31 protein-coding genes are annotated in these 25,445 nt (G+C 64.5%); 18 read left to right on the top strand and 13 right to left on the bottom strand.

Going from position 1 to position 25,445, the window contains the following annotated elements:
• The first annotated feature begins 175 nt into the window (after positions 1 to 175).
• Positions 176 to 724, top strand: coding sequence for a CreA family protein (locus N2603_RS25050; RefSeq protein WP_018644751.1), 549 nt, complete (start codon positions 176 to 178; stop codon positions 722 to 724).
• A 57-nt stretch (positions 725 to 781) separates the two neighbouring features.
• On the opposite strand, the gene N2603_RS25045 is transcribed toward N2603_RS25050, so the two are convergent.
• A complete protein-coding gene (locus tag N2603_RS25045) occupies positions 782 to 991 on the bottom strand; it encodes a hypothetical protein (RefSeq protein ID WP_260384245.1) in 210 nt (69 codons plus the stop codon).
• Positions 992 to 1,405: 414 nt separating this feature from the next.
• Here N2603_RS25045 and N2603_RS25040 point away from each other — a divergent pair, with 414 nt between their 5' ends.
• Together N2603_RS25040 and N2603_RS25035 are read left to right on the top strand one after the other, a co-directional pair.
• Positions 1,406 to 1,570 (top strand): hypothetical protein, encoded by a 165-nt coding sequence (locus N2603_RS25040; protein ID WP_018644749.1) that lies wholly within the window; start codon positions 1,406 to 1,408, stop codon positions 1,568 to 1,570.
• A 34-nt stretch (positions 1,571 to 1,604) separates the two neighbouring features.
• On the top strand, positions 1,605 to 1,967 hold the full coding sequence (locus N2603_RS25035; protein WP_260384244.1) for a hypothetical protein: 363 nt from the start codon (positions 1,605 to 1,607) through the stop codon (positions 1,965 to 1,967).
• Positions 1,968 to 1,979: 12 nt separating this feature from the next.
• Here N2603_RS25035 and N2603_RS25030 read toward each other — a convergent pair whose 3' ends face one another.
• Both N2603_RS25030 and pdxR read right to left on the bottom strand, forming a co-directional pair.
• Positions 1,980 to 2,225 (bottom strand): DUF6719 family protein, encoded by a 246-nt coding sequence (locus N2603_RS25030; RefSeq protein WP_018644747.1) that lies wholly within the window; start codon positions 2,223 to 2,225, stop codon positions 1,980 to 1,982.
• A gap of 67 nt (positions 2,226 to 2,292) precedes the next feature.
• Positions 2,293 to 3,762 (bottom strand): MocR-like pyridoxine biosynthesis transcription factor PdxR, encoded by a 1,470-nt coding sequence (pdxR, locus tag N2603_RS25025; RefSeq protein WP_260384243.1) that lies wholly within the window; start codon positions 3,760 to 3,762, stop codon positions 2,293 to 2,295.
• Between the two features lie 75 nt (positions 3,763 to 3,837).
• Here pdxR and N2603_RS25020 point away from each other — a divergent pair, with 75 nt between their 5' ends.
• The 5 genes from N2603_RS25020 (at position 3,838) to kynU (ending at position 9,196) form a co-directional block, all read left to right on the top strand.
• Positions 3,838 to 4,563, top strand: a complete 726-nt coding sequence (locus tag N2603_RS25020; protein WP_260384242.1) for a pyridoxamine 5'-phosphate oxidase family protein — start codon at positions 3,838 to 3,840, stop codon at positions 4,561 to 4,563.
• Between the two features lie 53 nt (positions 4,564 to 4,616).
• Positions 4,617 to 5,894: an ArgE/DapE family deacylase gene (locus N2603_RS25015; RefSeq protein ID WP_260384241.1), complete on the top strand. Its 1,278-nt coding sequence runs from the start codon at positions 4,617 to 4,619 to the stop codon at positions 5,892 to 5,894.
• 407 nt (positions 5,895 to 6,301) lie between these two features.
• Entirely contained in the window at positions 6,302 to 7,111 is an 810-nt protein-coding gene (locus tag N2603_RS25010) for an alpha/beta hydrolase (protein ID WP_260384240.1), read from the top strand.
• A 34-nt stretch (positions 7,112 to 7,145) separates the two neighbouring features.
• A complete protein-coding gene (gene kynA, locus N2603_RS25005) occupies positions 7,146 to 7,985 on the top strand; it encodes a tryptophan 2,3-dioxygenase (RefSeq protein ID WP_018644742.1) in 840 nt (279 codons plus the stop codon).
• Between the two features lie 8 nt (positions 7,986 to 7,993).
• Positions 7,994 to 9,196 carry a kynureninase gene (gene kynU / locus N2603_RS25000; protein WP_260384239.1) on the top strand — a complete coding sequence of 401 codons (1,203 nt, stop codon included), beginning with the start codon at positions 7,994 to 7,996 and terminating at the stop codon, positions 9,194 to 9,196.
• Between the two features lie 39 nt (positions 9,197 to 9,235).
• On the opposite strand, the gene N2603_RS24995 is transcribed toward kynU, so the two are convergent.
• Positions 9,236 to 10,489, bottom strand: a complete 1,254-nt coding sequence (locus tag N2603_RS24995; protein WP_260384238.1) for an acyl-CoA dehydrogenase family protein — start codon at positions 10,487 to 10,489, stop codon at positions 9,236 to 9,238.
• Positions 10,490 to 10,746: 257 nt separating this feature from the next.
• Between N2603_RS24995 and N2603_RS24990 the strand changes: the two genes are divergently transcribed.
• Positions 10,747 to 11,697, top strand: coding sequence for a helix-turn-helix domain-containing protein (locus tag N2603_RS24990; protein ID WP_260384237.1), 951 nt, complete (start codon positions 10,747 to 10,749; stop codon positions 11,695 to 11,697).
• Positions 11,698 to 11,712: 15 nt separating this feature from the next.
• On the opposite strand, the gene N2603_RS24985 is transcribed toward N2603_RS24990, so the two are convergent.
• From N2603_RS24985 to N2603_RS24975, 3 genes are all read right to left on the bottom strand, one after another.
• A complete protein-coding gene (locus N2603_RS24985; protein ID WP_260384236.1) occupies positions 11,713 to 12,246 on the bottom strand; it encodes a flavin reductase family protein in 534 nt (177 codons plus the stop codon).
• Entirely contained in the window at positions 12,243 to 13,664 is a 1,422-nt protein-coding gene (locus tag N2603_RS24980) for an NtaA/DmoA family FMN-dependent monooxygenase (protein ID WP_260384235.1), read from the bottom strand. The genes N2603_RS24985 and N2603_RS24980 overlap by 4 nt, the downstream gene beginning before the upstream one ends.
• 429 nt (positions 13,665 to 14,093) lie before the next feature.
• Positions 14,094 to 14,882: a cobalamin-binding protein gene (locus N2603_RS24975; protein ID WP_260384234.1), complete on the bottom strand. Its 789-nt coding sequence runs from the start codon at positions 14,880 to 14,882 to the stop codon at positions 14,094 to 14,096.
• A gap of 116 nt (positions 14,883 to 14,998) precedes the next feature.
• Between N2603_RS24975 and N2603_RS24970 the strand changes: the two genes are divergently transcribed.
• Together N2603_RS24970 and N2603_RS24965 are read left to right on the top strand one after the other, a co-directional pair.
• Entirely contained in the window at positions 14,999 to 15,397 is a 399-nt protein-coding gene (locus N2603_RS24970) for a PaaI family thioesterase (RefSeq protein ID WP_018644735.1), read from the top strand.
• Between the two features lie 152 nt (positions 15,398 to 15,549).
• Complete coding sequence (locus N2603_RS24965) at positions 15,550 to 16,161, top strand: GNAT family N-acetyltransferase (RefSeq protein WP_018644734.1); 612 nt, start codon at positions 15,550 to 15,552, stop codon at positions 16,159 to 16,161.
• Positions 16,162 to 16,240: 79 nt separating this feature from the next.
• On the opposite strand, the gene N2603_RS24960 is transcribed toward N2603_RS24965, so the two are convergent.
• From N2603_RS24960 to N2603_RS24945, 4 genes are all read right to left on the bottom strand, one after another.
• Positions 16,241 to 16,546: a hypothetical protein gene (locus N2603_RS24960; RefSeq protein ID WP_018644733.1), complete on the bottom strand. Its 306-nt coding sequence runs from the start codon at positions 16,544 to 16,546 to the stop codon at positions 16,241 to 16,243.
• Between the two features lie 103 nt (positions 16,547 to 16,649).
• Positions 16,650 to 17,336: a DUF2161 domain-containing phosphodiesterase gene (locus N2603_RS24955; protein WP_260384233.1), complete on the bottom strand. Its 687-nt coding sequence runs from the start codon at positions 17,334 to 17,336 to the stop codon at positions 16,650 to 16,652.
• Between the two features lie 96 nt (positions 17,337 to 17,432).
• Positions 17,433 to 18,113, bottom strand: coding sequence for an SDR family oxidoreductase (locus N2603_RS24950; protein WP_260384232.1), 681 nt, complete (start codon positions 18,111 to 18,113; stop codon positions 17,433 to 17,435).
• A gap of 23 nt (positions 18,114 to 18,136) precedes the next feature.
• On the bottom strand, positions 18,137 to 18,880 hold the full coding sequence (locus N2603_RS24945) for a tyrosine-protein phosphatase (protein ID WP_260424248.1): 744 nt from the start codon (positions 18,878 to 18,880) through the stop codon (positions 18,137 to 18,139).
• Between the two features lie 86 nt (positions 18,881 to 18,966).
• Between N2603_RS24945 and N2603_RS24940 the strand changes: the two genes are divergently transcribed.
• Positions 18,967 to 19,293 (top strand): MliC family protein, encoded by a 327-nt coding sequence (locus N2603_RS24940; protein ID WP_260384231.1) that lies wholly within the window; start codon positions 18,967 to 18,969, stop codon positions 19,291 to 19,293.
• Positions 19,294 to 19,404: 111 nt separating this feature from the next.
• On the opposite strand, the gene N2603_RS24935 is transcribed toward N2603_RS24940, so the two are convergent.
• On the bottom strand, positions 19,405 to 19,608 hold the full coding sequence (locus tag N2603_RS24935) for a DUF2735 domain-containing protein (protein ID WP_260384230.1): 204 nt from the start codon (positions 19,606 to 19,608) through the stop codon (positions 19,405 to 19,407).
• A gap of 538 nt (positions 19,609 to 20,146) precedes the next feature.
• Between N2603_RS24935 and N2603_RS24930 the strand changes: the two genes are divergently transcribed.
• From N2603_RS24930 to N2603_RS24915, 4 genes are all read left to right on the top strand, one after another.
• Positions 20,147 to 21,181, top strand: coding sequence for a glutamine synthetase beta-grasp domain-containing protein (locus N2603_RS24930; RefSeq protein WP_018644727.1), 1,035 nt, complete (start codon positions 20,147 to 20,149; stop codon positions 21,179 to 21,181).
• A gap of 195 nt (positions 21,182 to 21,376) precedes the next feature.
• Positions 21,377 to 22,078, top strand: coding sequence for a GrlR family regulatory protein (locus tag N2603_RS24925; RefSeq protein WP_018644726.1), 702 nt, complete (start codon positions 21,377 to 21,379; stop codon positions 22,076 to 22,078).
• Between the two features lie 20 nt (positions 22,079 to 22,098).
• Positions 22,099 to 22,785 carry a substrate-binding domain-containing protein gene (locus N2603_RS24920; RefSeq protein ID WP_260384229.1) on the top strand — a complete coding sequence of 229 codons (687 nt, stop codon included), beginning with the start codon at positions 22,099 to 22,101 and terminating at the stop codon, positions 22,783 to 22,785.
• 32 nt (positions 22,786 to 22,817) lie between these two features.
• Positions 22,818 to 23,639: a tetratricopeptide repeat protein gene (locus N2603_RS24915; RefSeq protein ID WP_260384228.1), complete on the top strand. Its 822-nt coding sequence runs from the start codon at positions 22,818 to 22,820 to the stop codon at positions 23,637 to 23,639.
• Positions 23,640 to 23,726: 87 nt separating this feature from the next.
• On the opposite strand, the gene N2603_RS24910 is transcribed toward N2603_RS24915, so the two are convergent.
• The gene (locus N2603_RS24910; protein WP_260384227.1) at positions 23,727 to 24,185 is read right to left on the bottom strand and encodes a hypothetical protein; all 459 of its coding nucleotides are present in this window, start codon (positions 24,183 to 24,185) and stop codon (positions 23,727 to 23,729) included.
• 95 nt (positions 24,186 to 24,280) lie between these two features.
• Between N2603_RS24910 and N2603_RS24905 the strand changes: the two genes are divergently transcribed.
• Both N2603_RS24905 and N2603_RS24900 read left to right on the top strand, forming a co-directional pair.
• Entirely contained in the window at positions 24,281 to 24,430 is a 150-nt protein-coding gene (locus N2603_RS24905; protein ID WP_260384226.1) for a hypothetical protein, read from the top strand.
• A gap of 245 nt (positions 24,431 to 24,675) precedes the next feature.
• A complete protein-coding gene (locus tag N2603_RS24900; protein WP_260384225.1) occupies positions 24,676 to 25,380 on the top strand; it encodes a hypothetical protein in 705 nt (234 codons plus the stop codon).
• Positions 25,381 to 25,445 lie beyond the last annotated feature (65 nt).

Here is a 25,445-nt window from a genome sequence, read left to right as displayed (position 1 = left end):
TCGCAGAGGGGATACGCGTTCACCAGCAGAGCGGTTCTGCCATCAGCTAATTTTGTCCTAGACGTATCAAAAAAGCCTCACGGACCGGTAAACGGCGGCCGCGCCCGGCTTGCCGTCATCTTCCTGACCGGCCGGCCGATGCCTACATTGCGGGGACTTGTTACCGGAGAACTTCATGTCATCTCGTTTCCCCGGTCTTTCCGGCATCCGCTTGAAAGGCCTAGCTTTATTCCTCCTGGCCCTGGTCGTGCCGCTGGCTTCCGCATCCGCCGCTGATGAGCCCGATCTGATCTTCCGCCGCTCCACCGTGTTCAAATGGATGAGCCCGAACGACAAGCTCGCGACCTATGGTCTCGACGACCCCGAGGTCGAGGGCGTCGCCTGCCATTTTACCGTGCCGGAGAAGGGCGGTTTCAAGGGCTGGCTCGGCCTTGCCGAGGAGGTCTCTGACATCTCGCTGGCCTGCCGCCAGGTCGGCCCGATCAAGTTCAAGGCCAAGATGGAGCAGGGCGATGACATGTTCCGCCAGCGCCGCTCGCTGTTCTTCAAGAAGATGCAGATCGTGCGCGGCTGTGACGCCAAGCGTAACGTGCTGGTCTACATGGTCTATTCGGACAAGCTGATCGAGGGCTCGCCGAAGAACTCGACCTCGACCGTGCCGATCATGCCATGGGGACCGGCTGACGCCAACGTCCAGAAGTGCGGTGAATTTTTCACTCAGTAACGCACTTGCGTTCACTCCAGTGACGCTCTTGCGTTCACTCAGTGACGCTCTTTGCGTTCACTCAGTGACGCGTTCGCGGCTGACGCGCGGTTTTGCGAGATGCGAGCCGGTCAGCCGCACGAACATCTGCGGCGCGGCTTCGAAGCCGCGGCTTGATTGCAGCGCCATTTCGTTCGCCGTAGTGGCGCGGTTGCGAACAGGTCGTTGATCCCCGCGGTCCGTCCGCAGGTCCGTCTCGCGCGGCGTTGCGCGATCTTGCGCCATCATGATGGCCATTCCTCACGTGGATGCGCCCGGTGATCCCGGCGTCTCGGTTTCGATGGCTTGGGTCGCGGCCAAAGCGTCCCCGGTTCGACGGGACCAGCCTTCGTTGGCTTCTCTTCAGCAGAAAAACGTAAAACGCATGTGAAGCGTGCAAGGCGGGCGCATGACGATGCCGGCGTCCGGTACCGTTGCGCACCGCGAGAGCGCCTTGCGAGGCCGCTGTGAGTTGCGGTGCAACGTGACTGAAATGATTGGCATTTTTCGAGAATTGTTTCGTCGCCTCGAACGGGACGAAACAATTCGCACGCGGATGAAACCATTTTCCGCGTTTGGCGCATCACGCGCGAAACCGCCCGTGGTTATCAGCTTCACAACGACGACGGCGCACTGCCGGCCACGGAATTGAGGGACAAGACCATGCGCGCGCTCAGCTTTATCCTTGCTTTCGGCTTTGTGCTCGCCGGTTCCTCATTCGCGGGCATGCCCGACGGCAATCTCCCTGGCATCGGTACTTTCCAGTACACCGGCTCGCCGGTCGTGACGCCTGCGCCGCATCCGATCGTTGTGGCCGCACGCTTCTGATCGCGAACGAAACAATCAGCCGGCAAAGGCCATCATGTTGCTTCGTTTCAGCGCCGCAGCGTTTATCGCCCTTCTGATGATCAGTTCCGTGCAGGCGCAGGTGCGCGCGCCCTCGCGGCTGCCGGATCCACGCAGTGAATTCGTGCGCCAGTGCGCGCCGCGCATGCTGGGACGCTGGGAGCATCCGGAAGAAGTCTGCGGCTGCCTGCACGACCATGCCGCTGCTGTGGTCGAGGACCGCGATTTGCGCGAAGCGCTGCTGCGCGGCATCAGCGAGACGGGCGTGCCGACGATCGAGACCGATTGGGTGCCGACGTCAAAGCAAAGCGAGATCGGCCCGACCTTCACCAAGATCGCCAAGCCGACCCTGCAGTGCATGTTCGATCCGGCGAAGTAGCTTCTCAGCTCATCATTTTGTTTTCGGCCCTTGCCGCGGCACGCAGGAACTCGTGCGCGAGACGCCCTTGTCGGTCATCTTTGCGCCGCGCACCTCCTTGACCTGCCCGGCCGGGCAGGTTCCGTCGTCCACGAGCACGCGCTGGCCGAGCTTCAGATCCACGATGTCCTGCTCGCGTCCGATGGTGGCCGCGCGTGCCGTCGAGGCAAGCGCGATGGAGATCAGGAGCGAGAAGCAGGTCGCCTGGCGAAGCAGCATGATGTGAGGTCCCAGCATCGATGTCGCAATCTAGGGAGGGGCGGGCGATTCTCATAGTGAAGCTTCGTCACGCCCGGCGGGCCGACTTGCTCCTTGCGCCCAACGCCGCGCGCGATTCCCGTGCGAGCCGCTCGGCGGATGCCACGAGCTGTGGCACCGCATGCCCGGAAAATCCCAGTACGAAGCCGGGCAGGGGCCGTGCGCGCGAATAGGTGTCGGCGAGTAGCCAGCCCTCCGCCCCGGCAGCCTGCTTGGCCGCTGCTGCGACCGACAGTTCGACCGATGGATCGAGCCGGGCGACAAGATGCAGGCCCTGCGACGGCACCGGCACGGACAGCAGGCCATCAGACCTCGCCTCCAGCGTCCCGGCCAGCGCATCGCGCGCCTCGCGATAGAGCTTTCGCACCCGTTTCAGGTTCGCGGCGAAGGCGCCGGAATTGAGCATGTCGGCCACCGCGCCTTCCATCAGCGTGCCAGGAAAGCGGTCGAGCGCGGCCCGCGCGGCGGTCACGTCGCCGATCAGGCGCTCGGGCAGGGCGCAATAACCGATGCGCAGGCCGGGAAACAGCGTCTTGGCGAACGTGCCCATGTAGATCACGCGCTGGAGGTGGTCGATGCCGGCAAGCGACATCAGCGGCGCGCCGTCATAGCGGAACTCGCTGTCGTAATCGTCCTCCAGCACGAAGGCACCGGCCTGCCTCGCCCAGTCCAGCAACTCCAGCCGCCGCGGCATCGACATCTGCACGCCAAGCGGAAACTGATGCGACGGCGTCACATAGGCCGCGCGCGCGGACGGCGCCGCAGTACGTCCCTTGGCAATGCGCATGCCGTGCGCATCCACGGGGACGGCGACGGCGCGATAGCCGCAATGCGCGATGGTTTTTCGCGCGGCGGGGTAGCCAGGGTCCTCGCACCACACTTGATCGCCCGCCTTCAGGATCGCACTCAGCACGATGCGCAGCGCGTGCAGCGTGCCCGAGGTCAGCATGATCTGATCGGGATCGCAGCGCAGGCCGCGCGCCGACAGCAGGTGGTCGGCAATCGCAGCACGCAGCTCGCGGCTGCCGCGGGGATCGCCATAGTGCAGGTGCTCGGACCCGAATGCGCGCATGCGGCGGCCGACGAAAGCGCGAAACCGTTGCACGGCACGCTCGTCGATATGGGTGCAGCCGAGCGCGAAGGCGCCTTGCCGGGGCGCTTCGACCGTTACCTTCGGCTTCTTCGGCTCAGTCGCGCGCGCCGGGATTCGCGCAGCGACGAAGGTGCCGGAGCCGACGGTTGCGTCGGCAAAGCCGTCGGCGATCAGGCGCTCATAGGCGGTGACGACGGCGTTGCGCCGAAGGCCCGTTTGCGCCGCCAGCGTCCGCGACGGCGGCAGCGACTCGCCGGGCTTGACGAGGCCGGAGACGATCATCTCGCACAGCGCCTGGTACAGCCGGTGCGCGGCGGAGGCACCTGGCGTGATGTGCGCCCCGGTAAGATCGAGCGGCAGCTCGGCTTTGGTGGCCGCGGGAGAATTGGTCGGAATTTTTCGCATGGAATTGGCACTATCGCAGACCAAATCGGCCGCTACAACTGGTCTGGAATTGTTCCAAGCCCGACAGGAGCGGCCGTGAGCCAGACCGAGAGCCAAAATTCCTATCCGACCTCAACGCGCAACCAGGTCAAGCGCCGTCACGACCGCGGCTTCTACGATCACGACACGGTTCATCGCATCCTGGATTCCTCGATGCTCTGTCACGTCTCCTATGTGATCGACGGCCAGCCCTATTGCACGCCGACCTTCTTCTGGCGCGAGGGGACGAGGCTCTATTGGCACGGTTCGAGCGCGAGCCGCATGTTGCGCAACCAGACCAAAGGCGAGCGAGTCTGCCTGACGGTTGCCCATCTCGATAGCCTCGTGCTGGCGCGCTGCGGCTTCAACCATTCTGCCGATTATCGCGCGGTGATGGCGTTCGGCACCGCCTATCTCGTCACCGACTCCGAGGAAAAGGAACGGGCGGTGATCGCCATGGTCGACCGTTTCTTCCCGGACCGCACCGCGAGCCTGCGGGCGAGCAGCGCGCAGGAGATCAAGGCGACCTCCTTCATAGCCATGGAAATCGAGGAAGCCTCGGCAAAAATCCGCGCCAAGGGCGTCGCCGATGACGACGAGGATTATGAATTGCCGATCTATGCCGAGCGCATTCCCGTGCGCACGGTGCTCGGCGCGCCGGAACCTTGCGCGCGCCTGCTCGACGGCGTGAGCCGGCCAGCGACGCTCAATGGCTATTCGGAAGGCCGACTGCTCGAAGATGCATTGCGGGATGCATATTTTGTGGAGTACCCGAACGGCTGAAATCGGCTAGCTTGCGCGCTCCCTGGGATCATTGAAATGCCTGGAGTTGCCTGATGAATGCCGAAACGCAGCAAAGGATTCTTGACGCCGTCGACGCCGGTTTCGAAGCCCAGCTTGCGACCACACGTGATTTCGTCGCGATCCCCTCGACCCGCGGGGCGGAGGGACCGTGCCAGGACATGATCGGCGACCTCTTGCGTGCGCGCGGCTACGAGGTCGACGACTGGCACATCAATGTCGACGATCTCAAGGATTTGCGCGGCTTCGGCCCGATCGAGCACGATTTTTCCAAGGCGCGCTCGGTGGTGGGCACCTACCGTCCGCAAACGAATGGCGGCAAATCGCTGATCCTCCAGGGCCACTGCGACGTGGTGCCGGCTGGGCCTCTGGAGTTGTGGGACACGCCGCCATTCTCGCCCGTCATCAAGGACGGCAAGATGTTCGGCCGCGGCGCCTGCGACATGAAGTCGGGCACCATCGGCGCGCTCTATGCCCTCGATGCGATCAAGGCGGCGGGCTTGAAGCCGACCGCGCGTATTCATTTCCAGTCCGTCATCGAGGAGGAGAGCACCGGCGTCGGCGCGCTCTCGACGCTGCAGCGTGGCTACCGTGCGGATGCCTGCTTCATCCCGGAGCCGACCGGCGGCAAGATGGTGCGCTCGCAAGTCGGCGTGATCTGGTTTCGCCTGCGCGTGAAGGGGCACCCGACCCATGTCGCCTTTGCCGGCTCGGGCTCCAATGCGATCATGGCGGCCTATCATCTCGTCCATGCCCTGCAAAAGCTCGAGATTGAATGGAACGAGCGGGCCAAGGCCGATCGTCATTTCAAGACGCTGAATCATCCCATCAACTTCAACCCCGGGATCATCAAGGGCGGCGACTGGGCTTCCAGCGTTCCGGCCTGGTGCGACGTCGACTGCCGCATCGCGGTCCTGCCGGGCTGGTCCGTCGCCGATCACCAGAAGGAGATTTTGGCCTGCGTCGCTGCCGCCTCGCGCAATCACCGCTTCCTCGCCAACAATCCGCCGGAGATCGAATGGTCGGGCTTCTTGTCGGAAGGCTATGAGCTGACCGACGCGGCGGAGCCAGAGGCTGCGTTCGGCAAGGCCTTCAACAAGGTCTATGGCGGCATGCCTGAGGATCTCGTCTTCACCGCGCTGACCGACACCCGCTTCTACGGCCTGAATCATGGCATCCCGAGCCTCTGCTTCGGCGCCAGCGGCGGCGAGATGCACGGCTTCAACGAGTATGTTGAGCTGGACTCGTTGAAGAAGACGACCAAGGCGATGGCCTTGTTCATCGCGGAATGGTGCGGGGTGGAGAAGGCGTAGGCCTCTCCGCCGTCATTGCGAGGGGCCCTTGCGACGAAGCAATCCAGGCTGCCAACGCGGAGGCAGACTGGATTGCTTCGCTGCGCTCGCAATGACGGATGATAGTGCTGTAGGGTGGGCAGAGGCGCCCTTGCGCCGTGCCCACGAGTTCTATCCGTCATGACCAAGTGCGTGGGCACGCTTCCGCCTTCGCTGTTCGAGCTATGGCGGACAAGTCGCTTTGCCCACCCTACGGTATCCCAGCTGGAGCATCGGTTGCCCGAAACAATGGCGCGCCCAAATCCTTTAAGCTTAAAATAAAGACTAGGATGCCGGCCGCGCTGGTGGCAGACTGGCGCCCGGCTTGTCCGCCGTAGCTCGAAGAGCGAAGGCGGATTCGCAAGGCCTGGTTCGCCGAGGAATGAACGATGCGCGATTGGGATGATGCTTACGCCAATTCGGCCCATATCCCGGGCTCGGACAAGATGCCGGCGCTGTGGGCGGAGCGGGCGGCGGCCTACCGCGCCGGGCTGAAGGATTTTCGCGCCGACATCGCCTATGGCTCCGGTGAACGCCAGACGCTCGACCTGATCCTGCCTGACGGCGACAGCAAGGGCCTCGTCGTGTTCGTCCATGGCGGCTACTGGATGCGTTTCGACAAGTCGACCTGGACGGATCTGGCCGAAGGCGCGCGGCATCATGGCTGGACCGTGGCGCTGCCGAGCTACACGCTGGCCCCTAGCTCGCGCATCTCCGACATGACAGCCGAAATCACCGCCGCGATCGCCAAGGCCGCCTCGCTCGTTTCCGGCCCGATCCGGCTTGCAGGGCATTCGGCCGGCGGCCATCTCGTCACCCGCATGCTGTGCGACGACAGCCGGCTCGAACCTGCCGTCTTCAACCGCATCGCCGGCACGCTCTCGATCAGCGGCCTGCATGATCTGCGCCCGCTGCTCAAGACGAAGATGAACGACACGCTGCGTATGACCATGGAGGAGGCGACGCTGGAAAGCGCGGCGCTGCACCTGCCGCGCGGCCATTCGCCGGTGACCGCCTGGGTCGGTGGCGGCGAACGGCCCGAATTCATCCGCCAGTCCGACCTGATGGCCAATCTCTGGACCGGCTTCGACGTGCCGACACGCCTCGTGGTCGAGCCTGCGCTGAACCATTTCACTGTCATCGACGGGCTGAAGGATCCGTCGTCGCAGATCACCGCGCGCCTGATCGGCCTCGATTGACGAGGCCGGTAATGATCGATCGGGAGGGCCAGCCATGACGTCCAGCGATTACGATCCCGCAAGCGAAGGCGCCGAGACCGATTTCGCCCGGCGGATGTCCTATGGCAATTATCTCGCGCTCGATGCGATCCTCGGCGCGCAGCATCCGCTGTCGGAGGCGCATGACGAGATGCTGTTCATCATCCAGCATCAGACCACAGAGCTGTGGATGCGGCTTGCCATCCACGAGCTCAGCGCCGCACGCCGCGCCATCGCCAAAGACGAGGTTGCCCCTGCGATGAAGATGCTGGCGCGGATGTCGCGGATCTTCGAGCAGCTCAACAACGCCTGGGACGTGCTGCGGACCATGACGCCGAGCGAGTACACACGTTTCCGCTCGCAGCTCGGCCAGTCCTCGGGCTTCCAGTCCCGCCAGTACCGGCTGATCGAATTTTTGCTGGGCAATCGCAACCATGCGATGCTGAAGCCGCACGCGCACGATGTGGAAACGACAAAACTGCTCGAATCTGAGCTGGCGACCCCAAGCCTCTATGACGAGGTGCTCAGGCTCGCCGACCGCAACGGGCTGAAGATGCCGGCCGCGGTGCTGGCGCGGGATGTTCGCGAGACCCACAGCTTCAACGAAGGCGTGCTGCAAGCCTGGCGTATCGTCTATGAGGCGCCGGAGACGCACTGGATGCTCTACGAGCTCGCCGAGAAGCTGGTCGATTTCGAGGATTATTTCCGGCGCTGGCGCTTCAACCACGTGACCACGGTCGAGCGCGTCATCGGCTTCAAGCGTGGCACTGGCGGCACTGGCGGCGTCAGCTATCTCAAGCGCATGCTCGAGGTTGAGCTGTTTCCCGAACTCTGGCGCGTCCGCACCATTCTGTGAAAATGCCCATGACCGGATATCGCGTCTATGACGACACCAAGGCTCTGTTCCATCTGCCTGACGGCGTGATCTATCTCGACGGCAACTCGCTCGGCGCGCTGCCGCTTGGCGTTGCCGAGCGCGTCAATCGCGTCATCACGACCGAGTGGGGCAACGAGCTGATCCGCGCCTGGAACACAGCGGGCTGGTACGCGCAGCCGCGCCATGTCGGCGATCGCATCGCCCGGCTGATCGGCGCGGAAGCCGGCTCGGTGATGGTCGGCGACACGCTGTCGCTGAAGGTCTATCAGGCGCTCGCGGCGGCGCTCGACATGAACGCATCGCGCAAGGTCGTATTGTCGGACACCGGCAATTTCCCGACCGACCTCTACATGGCCGAGGGCCTGATCGCGACGCTCGGGCGCGGCCATCAATTGCGCCTGGTGGCACCGGAGGAGATCGAGGCGTCGTTGTCAGAGGAGATCGCGGTTCTCAACATTACCGAGGTCGACTATCGCACCGGCCGCCGCCACGACATGGCGAAGCTGACGGCGAAAGCGCATACGCTCGGCATCGTCACGGTCTGGGATCTCGCCCATTCGGCCGGCGCGCTGCCGGTCGAGCTCGCCGGCTGCGGCGCCGATTTCGCCGCGGGGTGCACCTACAAATACATCAACGCCGGCCCCGGCGCGCCGGCCTTCCTCTACGTCGCGCCGCGCCATGCCGATACGGCGCGTGCAGCCTTGTCGGGGTGGATGGGCCACGCAAAACCGTTTGCGTTCGAGCTCGCTTACGCGGCCGCCGGCGGCGTCGAGCGCATGCGCGTCGGCACGCCGCCGGTGCTGGCGATGGCGGCGCTGGAGGCTTCGCTCGATATCTGGGACCGCGTTGACATCGCCGAGGTCCGCGCGCGATCACTGGCGCTCGGCGATCTCCTGATTGCGGAAGTCGAACGCCGCTGTCCGCAGCTCAAGCTCGTCACGCCGCGCGAACACGAGCGCCGCGGCTCGCAGGTCTCGTTCGCCTTCGACGGCGGTTACGCCGCCATGCAGGCGCTGATCGCCCGCGGCGTCATCGGCGATTTCCGTGCGCCCGACATCATGCGGTTCGGGATCACGCCGCTGTATATCGGCGAGAGCGAGATCATGAGGGCGGCCGAGATCGTCGAGGAGGTGATTTCAGGCGAGGTGTGGCGGCGGCCGGAATATCAGGTCGTGAACGCCGTGACGTGAGCGGGGAGGACCGGCACCGCGGGCGGATCCTCCCCGTGTTCATGCGCCGAACGTGCCGTAAGGCGCGAAATGCGGGTCGTAGGACGGGCTCTTGATGATGCTGTGGAGCTGCCGGCGGCGAGCCCCCATGTTGCCGCCGTCATAGAGCGGGAAGCACATCGCATCGTTCATGAGTTCTGCCAGCGGGTGCATGTCGGTGTAGCTGTCGACCCCGACCAGGCGCATGCAGTCGTAGACGACGTCCACGCAGGTCTCCGAGCAGAACACTTTCGTCATCACGGCGAGCTCGTGCTCCGTTCCGCCCGACAGATCGTATTGCTGGCAGGATTTCCAGGTCAGGTAGCGGCAGGCCTCGATCTTCATCTTGATGTCGGCCAGCATGTAGCCGACGGTGGGATAGTCGATGATAGGGTGGGGCCCGGAGCGGGCGTCCTTCCTGGCAAAGGCGAGCGCGTGATCGAAGGCGGCGCGCATGACGCCGACGCAGGCGGCGCCGATCAGCGCGGCGGTCCAGGCGAAGTTGGTGGACACGATCTTGATCCCGTCGCCGGGCTTGCCGATGATATTGTCGGCGGGAACGCGGACATTCTCGAACTTCATCCGCGGCGAGATCGTCGCCCGGTGGCCCGCCGTATCAAGAATTCCCGTCACCTGCACGCCGGGCAGGTTGCCCGGCACCATGATGACGGCGAGCGACTCCTGCGCGCCCTTGTTCGGATCGGTTCGGCACACCACGGCATAGAGATGGCAGTTCTTGCCGTCCCAGCCGGTCCCATTCGTCGTGTAGTGCTTCTCGCCGTTGATGATCCATTCGTCGCCCTCGCGCCTGGCAAACGTCTTCACGCCGAAGCGCGGATCGGCAGCATCGAAGTTCGCGCCGCCCGTCACCTCGGTGAAGGCGAGCGCGCCGAGCCGGGTTCCATCCTCGATGAAGTCAGGCAGGAAGCGCTGCTTCTGCGCCCCGGTGCCGAAGAACACGATGGGTTTGACACAGAGACCGGTCCCGAGCAGCGTGCTGGGTACGTTGACATCGACCGCGGCCAGCTCTTCGGCGGCGATGGCGAAGTCGAGTGCGGGAACGTCGGTGCCGCCAACCTCCTTCGGAAACAGTCCCTTGACGAAGCCGGCTTCGACCGCCTTCTTGTGAAACGGCCGCGTTGCATAGAAGCGCTCGTCCGGCTTGCTGTACTGGCGGATCGTCGGCCGGACGTCCTTCAGCACGGTATTGGCGAAGCTGCGTGCGCCTTCGCGAAGCGCGGCCTGCTCCGGGCTGAGCGTGAAATCGATAGGCATGGCTTCCTCCTCAAGACGTCGAGACGTGTTGACACGCCGTCCCATGGCGCGCTGCGATCGACGGGAGGAAGGCTATGCGCGGTCGTCACGACGGTCTTGCCCGACAGCGCCCGGGCTTTGTGCTGACAGTGAACAGACCGTATTGGGCAGTCGTTCTGTCTCATCGGTTGCCGAATGTTTGTGCTGCATGCTGGTGTCGTTCTGGCATGGAAAGTGCTTTTTTAGATGCCTGTGTCACTCTGTGTCGAGGATTTGCCATGGAGACCTGGACCACGAACGATCTGCCCGAGCGGGATCAGTTCAGCTATTGGAGAGAGGTCCTCTGCGAGGCCTATATCGCGCTCAATCCGGTGCGCGAGCCCGCGGCGGGCGGCTTTGCCGGGCATGTCACCGCCCATCCGCTTTCGACGATCAACGTCACTACCATCTCGTCCGGCCGTCAGAAGATCTATCGCGGGCGCTCCGAGATCAGCCGCATGCCGACGGAAGTCTATTTCCTCAATCTCCAGCTCCGGGGGCAATGCTGCATGCAGCAGGGCGGTCGCGCCGCGCTGCTCAATCCCGGCGAGTTCTCGATCGTGGATTCGACCGAGCCTTATCTCAACGACTATTGCAGTGACGATTGGGAGCAGTACTCGTTCCGGATTCCGCGGCACCTGCTGCGTCCGCTGCTGCGCAATCCCGACAAGGCGACGGCCACGATCGTCGCCGACAATGGCGGCATCAGTACGGTCGCCATCGATCTGCTCAAGTCGATCGTCCGCAATGTGGAGGGGCTGTCGCCGACCGGTGCCACGCTGAGCAGCAGCATGGTCGAGCTCGTGGCCATGTCGCTCGGTGCGACGCAGACCGCCCAGGAGATGGCGCGAGGCTCCGCGCGGCAGGCGCTATGTTGCTCGCTGGTCTCTCACATCGAGGTGAACGTCGCGGACCCCGAACTGGCGCCGGCCAAGGTCGCCGCCCATTTCGGCATCTCCGTGCGCTATCTGCACAAGGTGCTGGAGGAGGGCGGTCGATCGTTCGGCCGCCTGGTCCTGGAGCAGCGCCTCGAGCGTTGCGCCAGGGATTTCGTGAAGCAGAAGGCGGACAGCGAGACGGTGACCGAGATCGCCTTGCGCTGGGGCTTCAACGACCTCTCGCATTTCAGCCGGACATTTCGCCAGCGGTTCGGAAAGACGCCGCGGGAATATCGCAGCGAGGGCGCGTGAACCGCCGGCGCCTCGTCAGGCGGCGCGCTCCAGCCGCCTGAATGCGCTGTCCATGTAGAGCAGGGGATCGACGTCCTGCTCGGCGAGTCCGACCTGCAAGACCTCGCCGAGAAAGATGGTGTGGGTCTCGTAGGCCAACCGTTGCACCACCTTGCAATCGAACGCGGCGAGCGCCGAAGCCAGCACGGGCGCGCCGGTGATCTGCGTCCGCCAATCTCCGGACGTGAACCTCTCTGCGCGGCGCACCGATTTCGAGAAGACGTCAACGAGTTCGAGGTCAGCGGCGGCCAGCAGGTTGACGGCATAGACGCCGGACCGATCGATGACGTCATGCGCCGAGGCGCTCCTGTTGATGCAGATCAGCAGGGTCGGCGGCGCCGTGCTGACCGAGCTGATGGCGGTTGCGACCAGCCCGGCACGCTGTCCGGCGGCGGCGCTCGTGATGAGCGCGACGCCGGAGGCAAATCTCCGCATCCCCGACTTGAAGGCGTTGGCCCTCGACATCGCGTCGAAGGCAGGCTCGGAACGGTCCATGACGGTCTCGTTCATCCTGCGCGTTCCGTCTGCCACTTGACGCCGGTGCTGCCTGCGCTCTTCTCGCCGCCGCCCTTGAAGGCGCCGCGATAGCGCGCGGCGGGGTGTCGGTCGTTCAGCCGGCCGCCGCTGCCGGGGAACATCTTTTCGCGCAACGTGCCCGGTGCGTATTCGCGCTGGGCAAGGCCGCGTTTCTGCAGCACCGGGATGACGTGTTCGATGAAGTCGCGATATGAGCCCGGAAAATACTGGCAGATCATGTTGATGCCGTCGACGCCCGCATCCTGCCAGGCCTCGAGCTGGTCGGCGATGCTCTCGGGCGTTCCGACGATGCGGCTGTTGTAGGACAGCGCGTAGGCGAGGTCCTGGACGCGCGCCTTCTTGCCGGGGTTGCTGGCCTCGAACATGCTGATGAATCCGCGCAGGCCCTCGATGTTGGCTTGTTCGATCGGCATGTCGCGGTCGAGCATGCCGAGGTCGATGCCCATGTCCCTGCTGATATGTGCGGCGAGGCCGTCATAGCTGACGCCCTTGTCGATCTCCTCGGATTTGCGCCACGCTTCTTCCTCCGTGCTGCCCACGACGAAGGAGAAACCCTGGATGAACTTCAGGTCCTCCGGCCGCCGTCCGTGGGCTGCCGCGACGGCGCGGGTCGCCGCGATACCTTTGCGCGCGCCTTCGATGGTCGGATAGAGCACGAAAGTGCCTTCCGCATTACGGGCGGCGAAGGACTGGCCGACCGGCGAGGCGCCGGCCTGATACAGCACCGGCGTACGCTGCGGCGAGGGCGAGCAGAGATGCGGCCCCAGCACCCTGTAGCGCTCGCCGGAATGGTAGATTCGGTGGATCTTGCTGGCGTCGGCATAGACGCCGTTCTCCCTGTCGCCGAGCACGGCGCCTTCGTCCCATGAGCCTTCCCAGAGCTTGTAGACGACATCCATGTACGCGTCGGCGCGGCGGTAGCGCTCGTCGTGCGGAATGATCTCGTCGAAGCCGAAATTCTGTGCGGCGTTATGGCTGACGCTGGTGACGATGTTCCAGCCGATGCGCCCGTTGCTGAGATGATCCAGCGTCGACAGCCGGCGCGCGAAGCTGAACGGATGCTCCGACATGATGGAGCTGGTGAAGGTGAGGCCGAGGTTCTCGGTGACGCCGATCAATACCGCGGAGAGCGCGGCGGAATCGTTGCAGGGGATCTGCAAGCCTTCCCTGATGTAGGTGTCCCACGATCCTTTATAGGCCGGGTCGATGCCGATGACGTCGGCGAGGAACAGCGCGTCGAAGCAGCCTTGCTCGAGGAGCTTGGTCAGCTCGATCCAGGTGCTGAGCTTGTCGAAATGCATCTGCGTGCTGTCGGGGTGGCGCCAGAGCCCGTGATAGATGTGGGAGACGACATTCATCGAGAAGCAGTTGAGGATCAAACGATTGCGCATGGACAAGCCTCTGGGTTGCGAAGGTTTCGTCGGATCAGAGGCTAGCGACGCAGCAATGGGGCGTCTTGCTTACGCGCGCCCGGCGTTTGTGCTGGGAGGGAACAGCAGGGGCAGCTGAGCATGAGGTGTTCGAGAATCGAATTCGATGTCTCCGCAAGCGTCATTGCGAGCGTCGCGAAGCAATCCAGAATCTTTCCACGGGGCAGTCTGGATTGCTTCGCTGCGCTCGCAATGACGAGGTTGCAGAACGCTTCAAATCTCCGTCCGTCACCCTGAGGCGCGAGCCGCGGTGCGCAGCAGCGTGAGCGAGCCTCGAAGGACGACGGCCCGGCTGTATCTCGGCCGTTCATCCTTCGAGGCTCCCTGTGCGCCGCTTTGCGTCGCACGGCTCGCACCTCAGGATGACGGAGCTGCCGACAGAGCTCGCTGTTACACGCGCTCGCCCCACAACGCCGCAACGATCGCATCCAGCCCGTCCGTCAGCGCCGCCGGCCCCGGCTGCAAGATGATCGACGACTTGATCTCGACGATGCGGTCGTTGTGCACGGCGGGGATATCGCTCCAGCCATCGCGCGCGCGGATGCGGGCAGGGACGACTTTCTTGCCGCACCAGGAGGCGAGGATCACATCGGGCGCAGCCTCACGCACGGCATCCGGTGAAATGATGCGATCCTTCGCCGCCTGCCGATGGCGCAATTCCGGGAAGACATCCGCGCCCCCGGCGATCTCGATCAGTTCGGAGACCCAGCCGATGCCGGAGATCAACGGATCGTCCCACTCCTCGAAATAGACCTTTGGCCGCGGCGAGGGGCGGGGTGCTGCCGCGATTGCGGCAAGGCGGCGTTCGAAGCTTTGGGCCAGTTCCTCTGCGCGCCCGCCCGCACCGACCAGCGCACCCAGTGTCCGGATCATCGCCAGGATGCCAGCGACGTCGCGCTGGTTGAAAACGTGGACGTCGACGCCGGCCCGCACAAGATCGGCGACGATGCCGGCCTGGAGATCGGAGAAGGCCAGCACCAAATCCGGCTCCAGCGCCAGGATCTTCGGGATGTCCGCGGAGACGAAGGCCGACACCCGCGGCTTCTCACGGCGCACCTGCGGCGGACGGACGGCGTATCCGGACACGCCGACGATGCGGTCCTGCTCGCCGAGCAGGTAGAGTGTCTCGACCGTCTCTTCGGTCAGGCAGACGATGCGGCGGGGCGGGTAATGGCGCATGGCGGACCATATGCAAACGTTGCAGGTGATGTCACGGCGGGCATTACCTCGAACGTCATTGCCTTGCTGCGCGAAGCAATTCACGCTGAGAACACAACGAATTGGGAGGAGATCCGATGACGCCGCTCGAGAAACTTAAAGCGATGAAGATGCCGTTCGCCGAGCTCAAAGGCGTCGAGTTCGTCGAGGCCGAGAAGGACCGCGTGGTGGCGCGGATGACGGTCCGGCCTGATCTCTGCACGCTGCATCACACCATCCATGGCGGCGCGCTGATGGCGCTGGCCGATTCCGTCGGCGCTGCGGCGACCGTGATCAATCTGCCCGAAGACGCCAAGGGCACCACAACACTGGAGAGCAAGACCAATTTCATCGGCGGAGCCAAGGAGGGGGCCACGGTCATCGCCACCGCCACCCCGGTCCACCGGGGCCGGCGGACCCAGGTGTGGACCACGCGGCTGGAGACCGAGGATGGCAAGCTGGTGGCTGTGGTGACCCAGACCCAGCTGGTCCTGTAAGACTACGGGGCATTGATTCTGTTAACGAAATAGTCGTTCCCGATGCCGCTAAGTTGGGCAGGCTCCCGCCTTGAAAAGCGTGTTGCGATGCACAATATAGGGGGCCTAGGGATTCGAACGCCTCCTCGAGGGACACCAAGAGGAGTTTTGACGTGGTACTTGAAGACACCGCCCGCGCGACGTCCGTTCCGGGCTATGTGCGGACCCTGAGCCAGCAGGAAGAATTGCCGCTTCTGCGCGATCACCTGCTGAGACTCGATGCCGAGAGCCGGCATGACCGTTTCAACGGCTTTCTCGACGACAGCTTCATCGAGCGTTACGCCGCCCGCTGTGCCGAGGACGGCACCGTCATCGTCGCCTATATCGTCGATGGCGTGGTCCGCGGTGCAGCCGAGCTGCATCCGCCGGAGGGTGATTCGCTGCCCGAGGTTGCCTTCAGCGTGGAAGCCTCGGCGCGGCGCCAGAACGTCGGCACCATCCTGTTCAGCCGCCTGATCGCGGAAGCGCGCTGGAAGGGTTTTAAGCACCTGCGCATCACCACGGGCGCCGAGAATCACGCGATGCGGGCGCTCGCCAGGAAGTTCGGCGCGCATCTGCAATTCCGCCACGGTGAATCGACCGGCACGATCGATCTCACCAAGACGACCGAGGACGAGCTGGCCGATCTCGCGGCCGCGCCGTTCAAGGCTGGGCGCGCGCTTCTCAGCTTCAACTCGACCTGCTGGAAGATCATCTCCAGCATGTACGGCAATCGCGCCGCCTAGTTCAAAGAGGCCGACTGGAATCAAAAAGCGGACCGGCAAAACCGGTCCGCTTTTGTATGTCGGATCGAGAAATAAACGCTCAGGTGCCGGTGCGCGTAGCGGCGCTGAAGCGGCGAACGACGCGGCGTTCGACCACCACCGAGCGCTGCGCGCCCTGTTCGCCGGCGATCACGCGCGTGGCGGTGATGCGGCTGTTGGTGCGGGCCTGCTTCTTCACCTCGGCCTGGACGACATCGAGCGGCATCCCCATCAGAGCTGCGGCGATCTCGGCCTGCTGCTCCTGGTCGTCGGTGATACCGACGGCGGCGAAGATCGCCTCGTCCAGGGTCGGCGGATCGTGACGCACGCGCCGCGTGCCATATTTGGTATTCCAGTCTGCGCTCATGGGGGCCTCGTTTCGATCCGGGATACCTAGTGCCGCCTATGTTGCATTGCAATATGAAATTGGTGTGGCATCTCAGCTATTCACCACTTGCATCGATCCGGTGTCAGGGTGGTGGCGGAGCACCGGCATCGGCCTCGACCCGGTGCTGTGGCCAGCGCTTCAGGGCGGCGTGTCCCGCCTCGGTGAGCCCGTAGATTCCCCGCTCGGCACGCTCGAACCAGCCATACACATTGTTAAGCAAGATCTTGCCGGCATCGGGACAGCGCACACGCAGCTCGCGCACGGGCCGCGGGCCCGTCGCGAGCTCCGACGCGCAAGCCAGCGCCTGCTGCCGGTAGGCCGTCATGATCGGCGCGCGCGTGCTGCCGCCGAGTACGGGATCGCCCTGGCGGCGCTGATGCTCGGCAACGAGTCGTGAGCGAATCTTCGGCTCGCGGCGCGGGGCCGCCGTCGGCGGCTTCACCAGCACCTCGACCTGGCCGCGGTCGGTGACCCCCAGCATGCCGAAGCCGAGGCGGCGGCAGAGATTGCGGTAGCGTGCGTCGCTCTCGCGTCCCTTGCCACGCGCGGACATTTTTGCGGCGATCCAGACCTCGTCGCCGGCCGGCGCGCGGTCGACCGCCTGCAGGATCAGCTCGAGATTGAAGGCGAGCTTGAGCTCGCCGATCACCACCACAGGCGGATCGCCGGCGCTGAGGCCGACGAGATCGCAGCCGCCGATCTCGCCCTTGACGGTGAAGCCGAGCTCTTCGAGGAAGCGTTTGACGGGCAGGTAGAGCGCGGTTTCCACTTGTGGTCCGATCGAAGAATCAGTTGCGTGCAGTCTAGAGCCTTCTCGGCTCCGATTGAATCCGAGCCTCGCCCGGACGTTCCGATCTGAACGCAGCTACACCCGCCCGCCGACCGGGATCAGTGCGCCGGTGATGCCGCTCGCCGCGTCGCTGGCGAGGAACAGGATCACCTCGGCGAGTTCCTGCGGCGTCACCCACTTGGAAAAATCCGCTTTCGGCATGTCGGCGCGGTTGGCCTTGGTGTCGATGATCGAGGGCAGCACCGCGTTCACGGTGACCTTGCCCTTCCACTCGCTGGCGAGCGCCTCGGTGAGCCGATGCACGCCGGCCTTTGAGGCGGCATAGGGGCCCATGCCGTTGCCGGCCTGGAGCGCGCCCATGGCGCCGATGTTGACGATGCGGCCGGCCCTGGACGCGGCGAGATGCGGCAGCGCTGCGCGCGAGGTGTTCAGCGCCGTCAGCACGTTCAGCGCATACATGCGTTGCCACGTCGTGATGTCGCCGTCGCCGACAGTCTCGAAGGCGAAGCCGCCGGCGATGTTGATCAGTGCGTCGAGCCGGCCGAAATGCTTCGCCGCCGCATCGATCGCCGTTTTCGCCTGTGCCGCGTCGGACAGATCGACGCCGCCGATCTCGATGCGCTCGGGCGTCGCCGCTAGTTGCGAGGGCGCATGATCGATGCCGGCGATGAGCGCACCGCGGGACTGCGCGACTTCGGCGACCACTTTGCCAAGCGCGCCGAGCACGCCGGTGACGACCAGAACCTTGCCTTGCATCATCGTTCTCCCGGTGCAGCCAGCTACGCTTGCAGATAACGCGCCTTCAGTGCGGTGCGCTCTGCTGTGCCGAGCTTGAGCCCATCGCGCAAGTAGGTTTCGAGATCGCCATAGTCGCGCCCGACGGCTTCGAAGGCTGCTGCGAGGTACGAGGCCTCGACCGAGCCGATCGCGTTGAGAACGTCGGCGGGAAGATCGGCGGCGTTCGATGGGTCGCGCTTGTAGTGCTGGTTGGTCAAAAGGTAATCCTCGGAAATGACGTCGTCGGGGACGCCCAGCGCATGCAGGATCAGCGCGCTGGCAAAGCCGGTGCGGTCCTTGCCGGCGGTGCAGTGGATCACGAGCGGAGCGCGGTCTTCGAGCAGATGGCTGAACAGCGCGCGAAAGCTGTGCGTGTTGTGGCGAACATAGTTGCGATAGGATTCGCGCATGAGTTCGAGCGCGACCGGTGCCGTCAACGCGCCCTGCGCGAGCTCGGCGCGCAGCGCGGCGACGACGGTCGGCTCGATCGGCAGCGAATACACCGCGATCTCGTTGACGACGCAGACGCCGGCCGCGCGCTCCTCGACACCGCGAAAATCGAATGCGCTTCTGACGCCGAGCGCGCGCACGATCTCGACATCGGCTGCGGTGAGCTGCCCGAGATGATTGGAGCGGAAGATGTGCCGCCAGCGCGTGGTGCGGCCGTCGGCGGTCCGATAGCCGCCGAGATCGCGAAAGTTGCTGGCGCCTTGCAAGGCGAGATGGCGGGCAGGGGAGTCTTTCAGGGAAGAGTCTTGCATGGGATCAGCTTGGGTTATGGTTCCAACGGACGCACGGCGGGCGTCCTTGAGGTCTATTACAGGGGGCGATCATGGGCCGGCACAAGGCCATTGTTTTGGCGATCACCACGCTGGCGGTTGGATTTTTGGGAGTGCGGCAGGCGGGTGCGCAGACCTTCCGGACCTACCGCTGCGCCGATGGTACGCAGTTCATCGTGGGATTTTATGACTACGACAAGCGCGCCTTCCTCCAGATCGACGGCGAACCCGTCACGCTCGCCAAGCGGCTGTCGGTCTCGGGCGCACGCTATTCGGGGGCTGGGATCACGCTTGTTATCGGCAAGACCGGAACGACCACGGTCAAGCATCTGAAGCGGCCGGTCACGGCCTGCGCAGTGATCGAAAAGCCCGGGATCTAGCCGGGGGGACGACTGGAATCAAAAAGGGCCGAAACACCGTTGTTTCGACCCTTTTTCAAACTGCCGCCGGCTGCTTGCGAGAGCGCGGCGGTACCAAACCAGCAGCTGGCATTAGCGTTCCCATTTGGGCTTGGCTTCGTCGACCGCGTCCTGGTGGTACCAGCTCTCGCTGCAGATCGAGACGTTCGCGGGAAGCGAAGCGTGATCGGCGGGAAGGCGGGTATCGCCATAGCGGCGTCCGGCGAGAGCCGCGCGGCCCCCGACAGGGAATTGGTAGATCTTCGCAGATCCGTGACTCAGACCATTGTTCATCATTGCGATTCTCCTTGGTCGAAGCGCCGTGGCCTCCATGGTGCGCCCGACTCGTTCGATTGTGGTTACTGGAATCCCCATATCGGCCGCGCATCCCGAATTGGAAAGTGCTGAAAAGGAGATCAGTTGCGGCCTATTTTGTAGGCACGCAGCTGCCTGCACCCCCAAAGGCACCGTATGAGTGGCTAACGCCTAGGCCATTCCAAAGGTTGCTAGGCAGGGGCCCGGGGCTTTACGAAAATTGCCGGACGTTGATGCGCGTTTCATCGGCACCCCCCGGCACCGGTCGCCTTGCTCCAGAATCAGGCGTTTTCCGCGGGATTTTTGCGGTGCAGCTTCACGCGAAGGTGCGCGGCTATGACGCAGGTCGCTGTGGACGGTTGCCGGCGCCGCGGCGAGGCCGGCTGCCGTGGAAAACCTCCCGCACTGCGGCCTTTTGGCACGTTAAATGCTTGTAGAGGGCCGGCCGATGATGGCCGGGTACAAAACGTGCGGGGGCCCCAGGGCCCCCAACCTTTCGCATCATCTACAGAGAGGCTCAATGACCAAGTATAAGCTCGAGTACATTTGGCTCGACGGATATACGCCGACTCCGAACTTGCGCGGCAAAACTCAGATCAAGGAATTCGCGTCGTTCCCGACGCTCGAGCAGCTTCCGCTCTGGGGCTTCGATGGCTCCTCCACCCAGCAGGCCGAAGGCCACAGCTCCGATTGCGTGCTGAAGCCGGTCGCCGTGTTCCCGGACGGAGCGCGCACCAACGGCGTGCTCGTGATGTGCGAAGTCATGATGCCCGACGGCAAGACCCCGCACGCCTCCAACAAGCGCGCCACCATCCTCGACGATTCCGGCGCCTGGTTCGGCTTCGAGCAGGAATACTTCTTCTACAAGAACGGCCGTCCGCTCGGCTTCCCCGAGTCCGGCTATCCGGCTCCGCAGGGCCCGTACTACACCGGCGTCGGCTACTCGAACGTCGGCGACGTCGCCCGCAAGATCGTCGAAGAGCATCTCGACCTCTGCTTGGCTGCCGGCATCAACCATGAAGGCATCAACGCTGAAGTCGCGAAGGGCCAGTGGGAATTCCAGATCTTCGGCAAGGGCTCCAAGAAGGCCGCTGACGAAATGTGGATGGCCCGCTACCTGATGCTGCGCCTCACCGAGAAGTACGGCATCGACATCGAATTCCACTGCAAGCCGCTCGGCGACACCGACTGGAACGGCTCGGGCATGCACGCCAACTTCTCCACCGAGTACATGCGTACGGTCGGTGGCAAGGAGTACTTCGAGGCGCTCATGGCTGCCTTCGACAAGAACCTGATGGACCACATCGCCGTCTACGGCCCGGACAACGACAAGCGTCTGACCGGCAAGCACGAGACCGCGCCGTGGAACAAGTTCAGCTACGGCGTTGCCGATCGCGGCGCCTCGATCCGCGTTCCGCACTCCTTCGTCAACAACGGCTACAAGGGCTATCTGGAAGACCGCCGTCCGAACTCGCAAGGCGACCCCTACCAGATCGCTTCGCAGATCCTGAAGACGATCTCGTCCGTGCCGACCGACAAGAAGGCCGCGGCCTAAGATCCTCCCGGCCCGGGCTGGGGGGCTGGCCCGGGTTGGCTCACAATCCGCCGGAGCGAAGGCTCCGGCGGATTTTTGCATTCTGATGACAGCAATCCCGTGACGTGCGGGGCTGTGCCGCGCGAAATTTGTCCGCCGCCGTCGAAAGCGGGATAGAGTGCCCCTGGATGCGCGCTGGGGCCGGGGACACGGCTGGTGTTTGAGGGTTTCTACAAGGTGCGGTTTCAGCTCGGCGACGCCGTCGGCCGGAGCGTGATGCATGCCGGCAACGGTAAGATGCTCGGCGGCAATTCGGCTTTCGCCCATATCGGCACCTACGAGAAGACCAACGAGGGCGTGGACGTCGTGATCAAGACGGTCCGGCACAATCCCGATCCGAACTACCGCGCCATGGCCGGCACCGATGATGCGACCTTGCTGGCGAAGGGCTGGGCCGACGGCGATCTCTATCGCTTCAAGGGGGAGCTGAAGGAACTGCCGGGCGTGCCGTTCCAGTCGGTGATGACGCCGATCACGGAGGACGAGGTGCCGATCGCCGGCGGCGTCGGCGAGGGCGGCATCGCTGACGGCCTCTACTCGGTGCATCTGCGCATGCTCGACGGCATCGACGGTGGCCTCACCGGCGTGGTGCTGCTCAACCAGGGCCGCATCCTCGGCGGCGATGCGGCGTTCTACTATCTCGGCAGCTACACCGCCGCGAAGGGCCGCTGGAAGGGGCAGATCCTCAACCAGGAGCACACGCCAGCCAAGGACGATCCGATCTTCGGCGGCCACGAGGTCGGCATCGGCTTCTCCGGCAGCTATGACGCCGAGGAGGCGGTGCTGGAGGCGACGGCGCTTGCGGGCAAGCGATCCTTGCGCCTCACCGCCGCGCTCAAGCTGATGCACCGCGCCTGAACGCTTTTCCGGGAATTCACATGGCAGACACCATCCGCATGCTTTCGACGCTCGGCCTGATGGGTGCGATGCGCAGCCTGTCGTCGGCCTTCGAGACCGCCAGCGGCATTCATGTCGATGCCGACTTCGCGCCGACCCTGGCGTTGCTCAAGCGGCTGCGCGAGGGCGAGGCCGCCGATCTCGTCATCCTCACGCGCGAGGGGCTCGACGAGATGATCGGCGAGGGCCGCGTCGTTGCCGAGAGTGCAGCCGATCTGGCGCGCTCCTATGTCGGCATTGCCGTGCGGGCAGGGCAGGTGCATCCTGATATCGGCAGCGAAGCCGCGCTGCGCCAGACGCTGCTCGCCGCGCGGTCCGTTGCCTATTCGCGGCTCGGTGCGAGCGGCGTGTACTTCGCCCAGCTGATCGTGCGGATGGGGGGCGCGGCCGAGATCAATGCCAAGGCCACCATCGTCGAGCAGGGTTTTACGGCAGAGCGGCTCGTCAGCGGCGAGGCGGACCTTGCCGTGCAGCAGATCAGCGAATTGAAGCAGGTCGGCGGCATCGAGGTGGTCGGCCCGATCCCGCATGAGCTGCAAACGCCCGCCGTCTTTTCCGCCGGCCGCATGGCGAACGCGAACAATGCCGTCGCGGCCGACCGGCTGCTGCGATACCTGGCCTCACCGGAGGTCGTTCCTGTCCTCCGCCAATCCGGGCTCGAGCCTTGAATTTGCCGGGGCGGGGACGCAACGTAGCGATCATGCGAACTCATCTCCTTGCCATCGCTCTCGCACTCGCCGCGCCTCTCGCAGCCCACGCGCAGTCGGCCGACCTCGTCCTGTGCGACCGGGTTGCGGCCGATCCCAGCGATCCCGACAAGCCGGCGGACGTGAAGGGCGTTGCGGAGATCGCTCCCTCCGACGTCGCGACCGCGATCAAGTTCTGCAAGCAGGCGGCAGGCTCTTCTCGCCGCGCGATGTTCGCGCTGGGCCGCGCCTATGCGGCGAACCGGCAGACGGCGGAGGCGATCGCCGCCTGGCGCAAGGCGGCCGACAAGGGATCGAGTGCGGCCATGGTCGAGCTCGGCGTGCTCTACGGTACCGGCGCCGGCGTCGCCAAGGATGAAGCGCAGGCGCGCAAATTGTTCGAGAAGGCAGCGCAAGCCGGTAATCCCCGCGGCGTCAGCAACCTTGCCGCGCTCGGCAGCGCAGGTGGCGCAGCGCCGGCCGATCCCGCCCAGGCCCGCGCGCTGCTGGGCAAGGCCGCCGAGACCAATGCGGAGGCGCAGTACCAGCTCGGCCTGATGCTGTCTGAAGGCGATGGCGGCGCGAAGGACGACGTCGCGGCGCGCGCGCTGTTCGAGAAGGCGGCGGCGCAGAACCATCCCGGTGCGCTGGAGCGGATGGGCGCCTTCGCGGAAGGCGGCCGCGGTGGGCCCAAGGACAAGGACGCCGCAAAGGCCTATTACGAGCGCGCCGCAGCGCTCGGCGACGACGATGCCAAGAAGGCGCTGGAGCGCATTCGCTGTCCCTATGCGATCAAGGACAAGCAGGGCAAGCTCGTCACCACGCTGTGCTTCTAAAGCGCGATGAGATCGCGCTTTAAATTCTTTGTTTGAGCATGATCTTTTCGGAAAACCGCTGCACACTTTTCTGGATCATGCTCTAGCTCACTTCATGTAGTAGGCGAGATTGTTGCGGGCGTCGCGATAGGTCGTCTCGAGAAAGTCGGGATACTCTGCGGCGGCCTGCGCCACGGCGCGCACGACGCAGGCCCAGAAATCACCGTCCCATTTGAAATGCGCTTCCGTCGCGCTCTCGAACTTGACGGCGGTGATGATGGCCTTCCGGATCGCATCGTCGTCGGCATGCGGATGGGCCCGCTTCACGTAGCCGAACATCGGCCCCTCGTGGGCATGGTCGCGGTCGTAGCGATATTTCGCGGCCATCTGCTGCGGCGTCAGGGTGCGATTGATGCGGACCTCCTCGGCGGTCGGACGGCCTTCGATCGAATCCAATCGGTAGCGCCAGCGCCAGAGTTCGAAGGCGGCATCGAGCAGCGGCTGCTTCGCCGCACTGGCGATGAATTCGGCGATCTGCTGTTCGGGGGATGGCTCTGTCTGCTGCATGCGCCTTGGTCGCAAGCTTGCGCCTCACGGTTCGAAGCGGGGGAGGAACCGGCTCCGGCACCGGTCGTTGACCCCGATCAGCAGGAGGCCCGATCATGATCCGTAAACTGGCATCCGGCGAATATCGCCTCTATTCACGCAAGGTGAATCCGAAGACCGGCAAGCGCCGCAACCTCGGCACCTTCAGGAGCCGTGCGGCGGCCCAGAAGCACGAGCGCGAGGTGCAGTATTTCAAGCGTCACTAGGGCCGCCAAAACAAAAAGTCGAAAAACAACCCCATGCACAGTAGCCGGGGCACTGAAATCACAGCGAAATCCCGCTCTGCTGATTTTACGAAATAAATTTGACCCGTCGGGCAAAACAGGGGCATAATGGCACCATGGCAGAGCGCGGCCTCCCGGGGAGCCCTGCGCGGAAAAGCCGGGTGGAATCGGTGCGGCAGCAGTGCTAGGTAGCCGGCGATTCCTTTTGATTTTGCGGGCGAATTGCGTTGCTGGACGGACTCTACAAGGTTGAATACGGCGTCAACGATGCGGTCGGCTGCAGCATCATGTGCCTGCATGACGGCAAGATGCTGGGCGGCAATTCGGGTTTTGCGCATCTTGGCACCTATGTCGAGCGCGACGGCGAGATCATCGCCGAGGTCATCACCGAACGGCACAACCTCGATCCCAACTACAAGCCGCTGATGGGGGCGGACGTTGCCAAGATCGGGGCGCGCGGCCGGCTGCACGGCAACGAGATCCGTCTTCAGGGCGGAGCGGACACCATGCCGGGCGCCCATTTCTGGGCCAACATGACGCGGCTCGACGACGGGGCGCTGCCGCCGCGCGGCGCGATCGGGCCGGGCGGCATCGCCAACGGTCTCTACGGAATGGGCCTGCGCGCGCTCGATGGCGTCGATGCCGGACTGTCCGGCGTGATGCTGCTGATCGACGGCCGCATCCTCGGCGGCGATGCGTTTTTCTACTATCTCGGCTCCTATTCCTCGGCGGACGGCCGCTGGAAGGGCGAGATGCTGAACCAGGAGCACACGCCGGCGAAAGGCGAGAACCCCGTGTTCGGCGGCTACGAGGTCGGAATCGGCTTCTCCGGGACCTGCACCGAGGAGAGCGGCGAGCTCGAAGGCATCGCGCTCGCCGGCAAGCGCAGCCTGCGGCTGGCAGCTTCGCTCAAGCTGATGCGGCGGGCGTAGCGCGCACGCTCGTTGGCGTCGGATGTCCGCGTCTTGAGGCTGAAGCAGGCCTCACGGCTCGCCTT

Source organism: Bradyrhizobium huanghuaihaiense (genome assembly GCF_025200885.1).
GTDB classification, from domain to species: Bacteria; Pseudomonadota; Alphaproteobacteria; order Rhizobiales; family Xanthobacteraceae; genus Bradyrhizobium; species Bradyrhizobium huanghuaihaiense.
The sequence above is the reverse complement of the archived record's forward strand: the minus strand, read 5'-3'. Positions and strand labels throughout refer to the sequence as shown.

What these genes read in the sequence shown, in the direction of transcription:
- N2603_RS25050 (WP_018644751.1), top strand. Translation starts at nt 176, where the DNA reads ATGTCATCTCGTTTCCCCGGTCTTTCCGGCATCCGCTTGAAAGGCCTA.
- N2603_RS25045 (WP_260384245.1), bottom strand. Translation starts at nt 991, where the DNA reads ATGATGGCGCAAGATCGCGCAACGCCGCGCGAGACGGACCTGCGGACG.
- N2603_RS25040 (WP_018644749.1), top strand. Translation starts at nt 1,406, where the DNA reads ATGCGCGCGCTCAGCTTTATCCTTGCTTTCGGCTTTGTGCTCGCCGGT.
- N2603_RS25035 (WP_260384244.1), top strand. Translation starts at nt 1,605, where the DNA reads ATGTTGCTTCGTTTCAGCGCCGCAGCGTTTATCGCCCTTCTGATGATC.
- N2603_RS25030 (WP_018644747.1), bottom strand. Translation starts at nt 2,225, where the DNA reads ATGCTGCTTCGCCAGGCGACCTGCTTCTCGCTCCTGATCTCCATCGCG.
- pdxR (WP_260384243.1), bottom strand. Translation starts at nt 3,762, where the DNA reads ATGCGAAAAATTCCGACCAATTCTCCCGCGGCCACCAAAGCCGAGCTG.
- N2603_RS25015 (WP_260384241.1), top strand. Translation starts at nt 4,617, where the DNA reads ATGAATGCCGAAACGCAGCAAAGGATTCTTGACGCCGTCGACGCCGGT.
- N2603_RS25010 (WP_260384240.1), top strand. Translation starts at nt 6,302, where the DNA reads ATGCGCGATTGGGATGATGCTTACGCCAATTCGGCCCATATCCCGGGC.
- kynA (WP_018644742.1), top strand. Translation starts at nt 7,146, where the DNA reads ATGACGTCCAGCGATTACGATCCCGCAAGCGAAGGCGCCGAGACCGAT.
- kynU (WP_260384239.1), top strand. Translation starts at nt 7,994, where the DNA reads ATGACCGGATATCGCGTCTATGACGACACCAAGGCTCTGTTCCATCTG.
- N2603_RS24995 (WP_260384238.1), bottom strand. Translation starts at nt 10,489, where the DNA reads ATGCCTATCGATTTCACGCTCAGCCCGGAGCAGGCCGCGCTTCGCGAA.
- N2603_RS24990 (WP_260384237.1), top strand. Translation starts at nt 10,747, where the DNA reads ATGGAGACCTGGACCACGAACGATCTGCCCGAGCGGGATCAGTTCAGC.
- N2603_RS24985 (WP_260384236.1), bottom strand. Translation starts at nt 12,246, where the DNA reads ATGAACGAGACCGTCATGGACCGTTCCGAGCCTGCCTTCGACGCGATG.
- N2603_RS24980 (WP_260384235.1), bottom strand. Translation starts at nt 13,664, where the DNA reads ATGCGCAATCGTTTGATCCTCAACTGCTTCTCGATGAATGTCGTCTCC.
- N2603_RS24975 (WP_260384234.1), bottom strand. Translation starts at nt 14,882, where the DNA reads ATGCGCCATTACCCGCCCCGCCGCATCGTCTGCCTGACCGAAGAGACG.
- N2603_RS24970 (WP_018644735.1), top strand. Translation starts at nt 14,999, where the DNA reads ATGACGCCGCTCGAGAAACTTAAAGCGATGAAGATGCCGTTCGCCGAG.
- N2603_RS24960 (WP_018644733.1), bottom strand. Translation starts at nt 16,546, where the DNA reads ATGAGCGCAGACTGGAATACCAAATATGGCACGCGGCGCGTGCGTCAC.
- N2603_RS24950 (WP_260384232.1), bottom strand. Translation starts at nt 18,113, where the DNA reads ATGCAAGGCAAGGTTCTGGTCGTCACCGGCGTGCTCGGCGCGCTTGGC.
- N2603_RS24940 (WP_260384231.1), top strand. Translation starts at nt 18,967, where the DNA reads ATGGGCCGGCACAAGGCCATTGTTTTGGCGATCACCACGCTGGCGGTT.
- N2603_RS24935 (WP_260384230.1), bottom strand. Translation starts at nt 19,608, where the DNA reads ATGATGAACAATGGTCTGAGTCACGGATCTGCGAAGATCTACCAATTC.
- N2603_RS24930 (WP_018644727.1), top strand. Translation starts at nt 20,147, where the DNA reads ATGACCAAGTATAAGCTCGAGTACATTTGGCTCGACGGATATACGCCG.
- N2603_RS24920 (WP_260384229.1), top strand. Translation starts at nt 22,099, where the DNA reads ATGGCAGACACCATCCGCATGCTTTCGACGCTCGGCCTGATGGGTGCG.
- N2603_RS24915 (WP_260384228.1), top strand. Translation starts at nt 22,818, where the DNA reads ATGCGAACTCATCTCCTTGCCATCGCTCTCGCACTCGCCGCGCCTCTC.
- N2603_RS24910 (WP_260384227.1), bottom strand. Translation starts at nt 24,185, where the DNA reads ATGCAGCAGACAGAGCCATCCCCCGAACAGCAGATCGCCGAATTCATC.
- N2603_RS24905 (WP_260384226.1), top strand. Translation starts at nt 24,281, where the DNA reads ATGATCCGTAAACTGGCATCCGGCGAATATCGCCTCTATTCACGCAAG.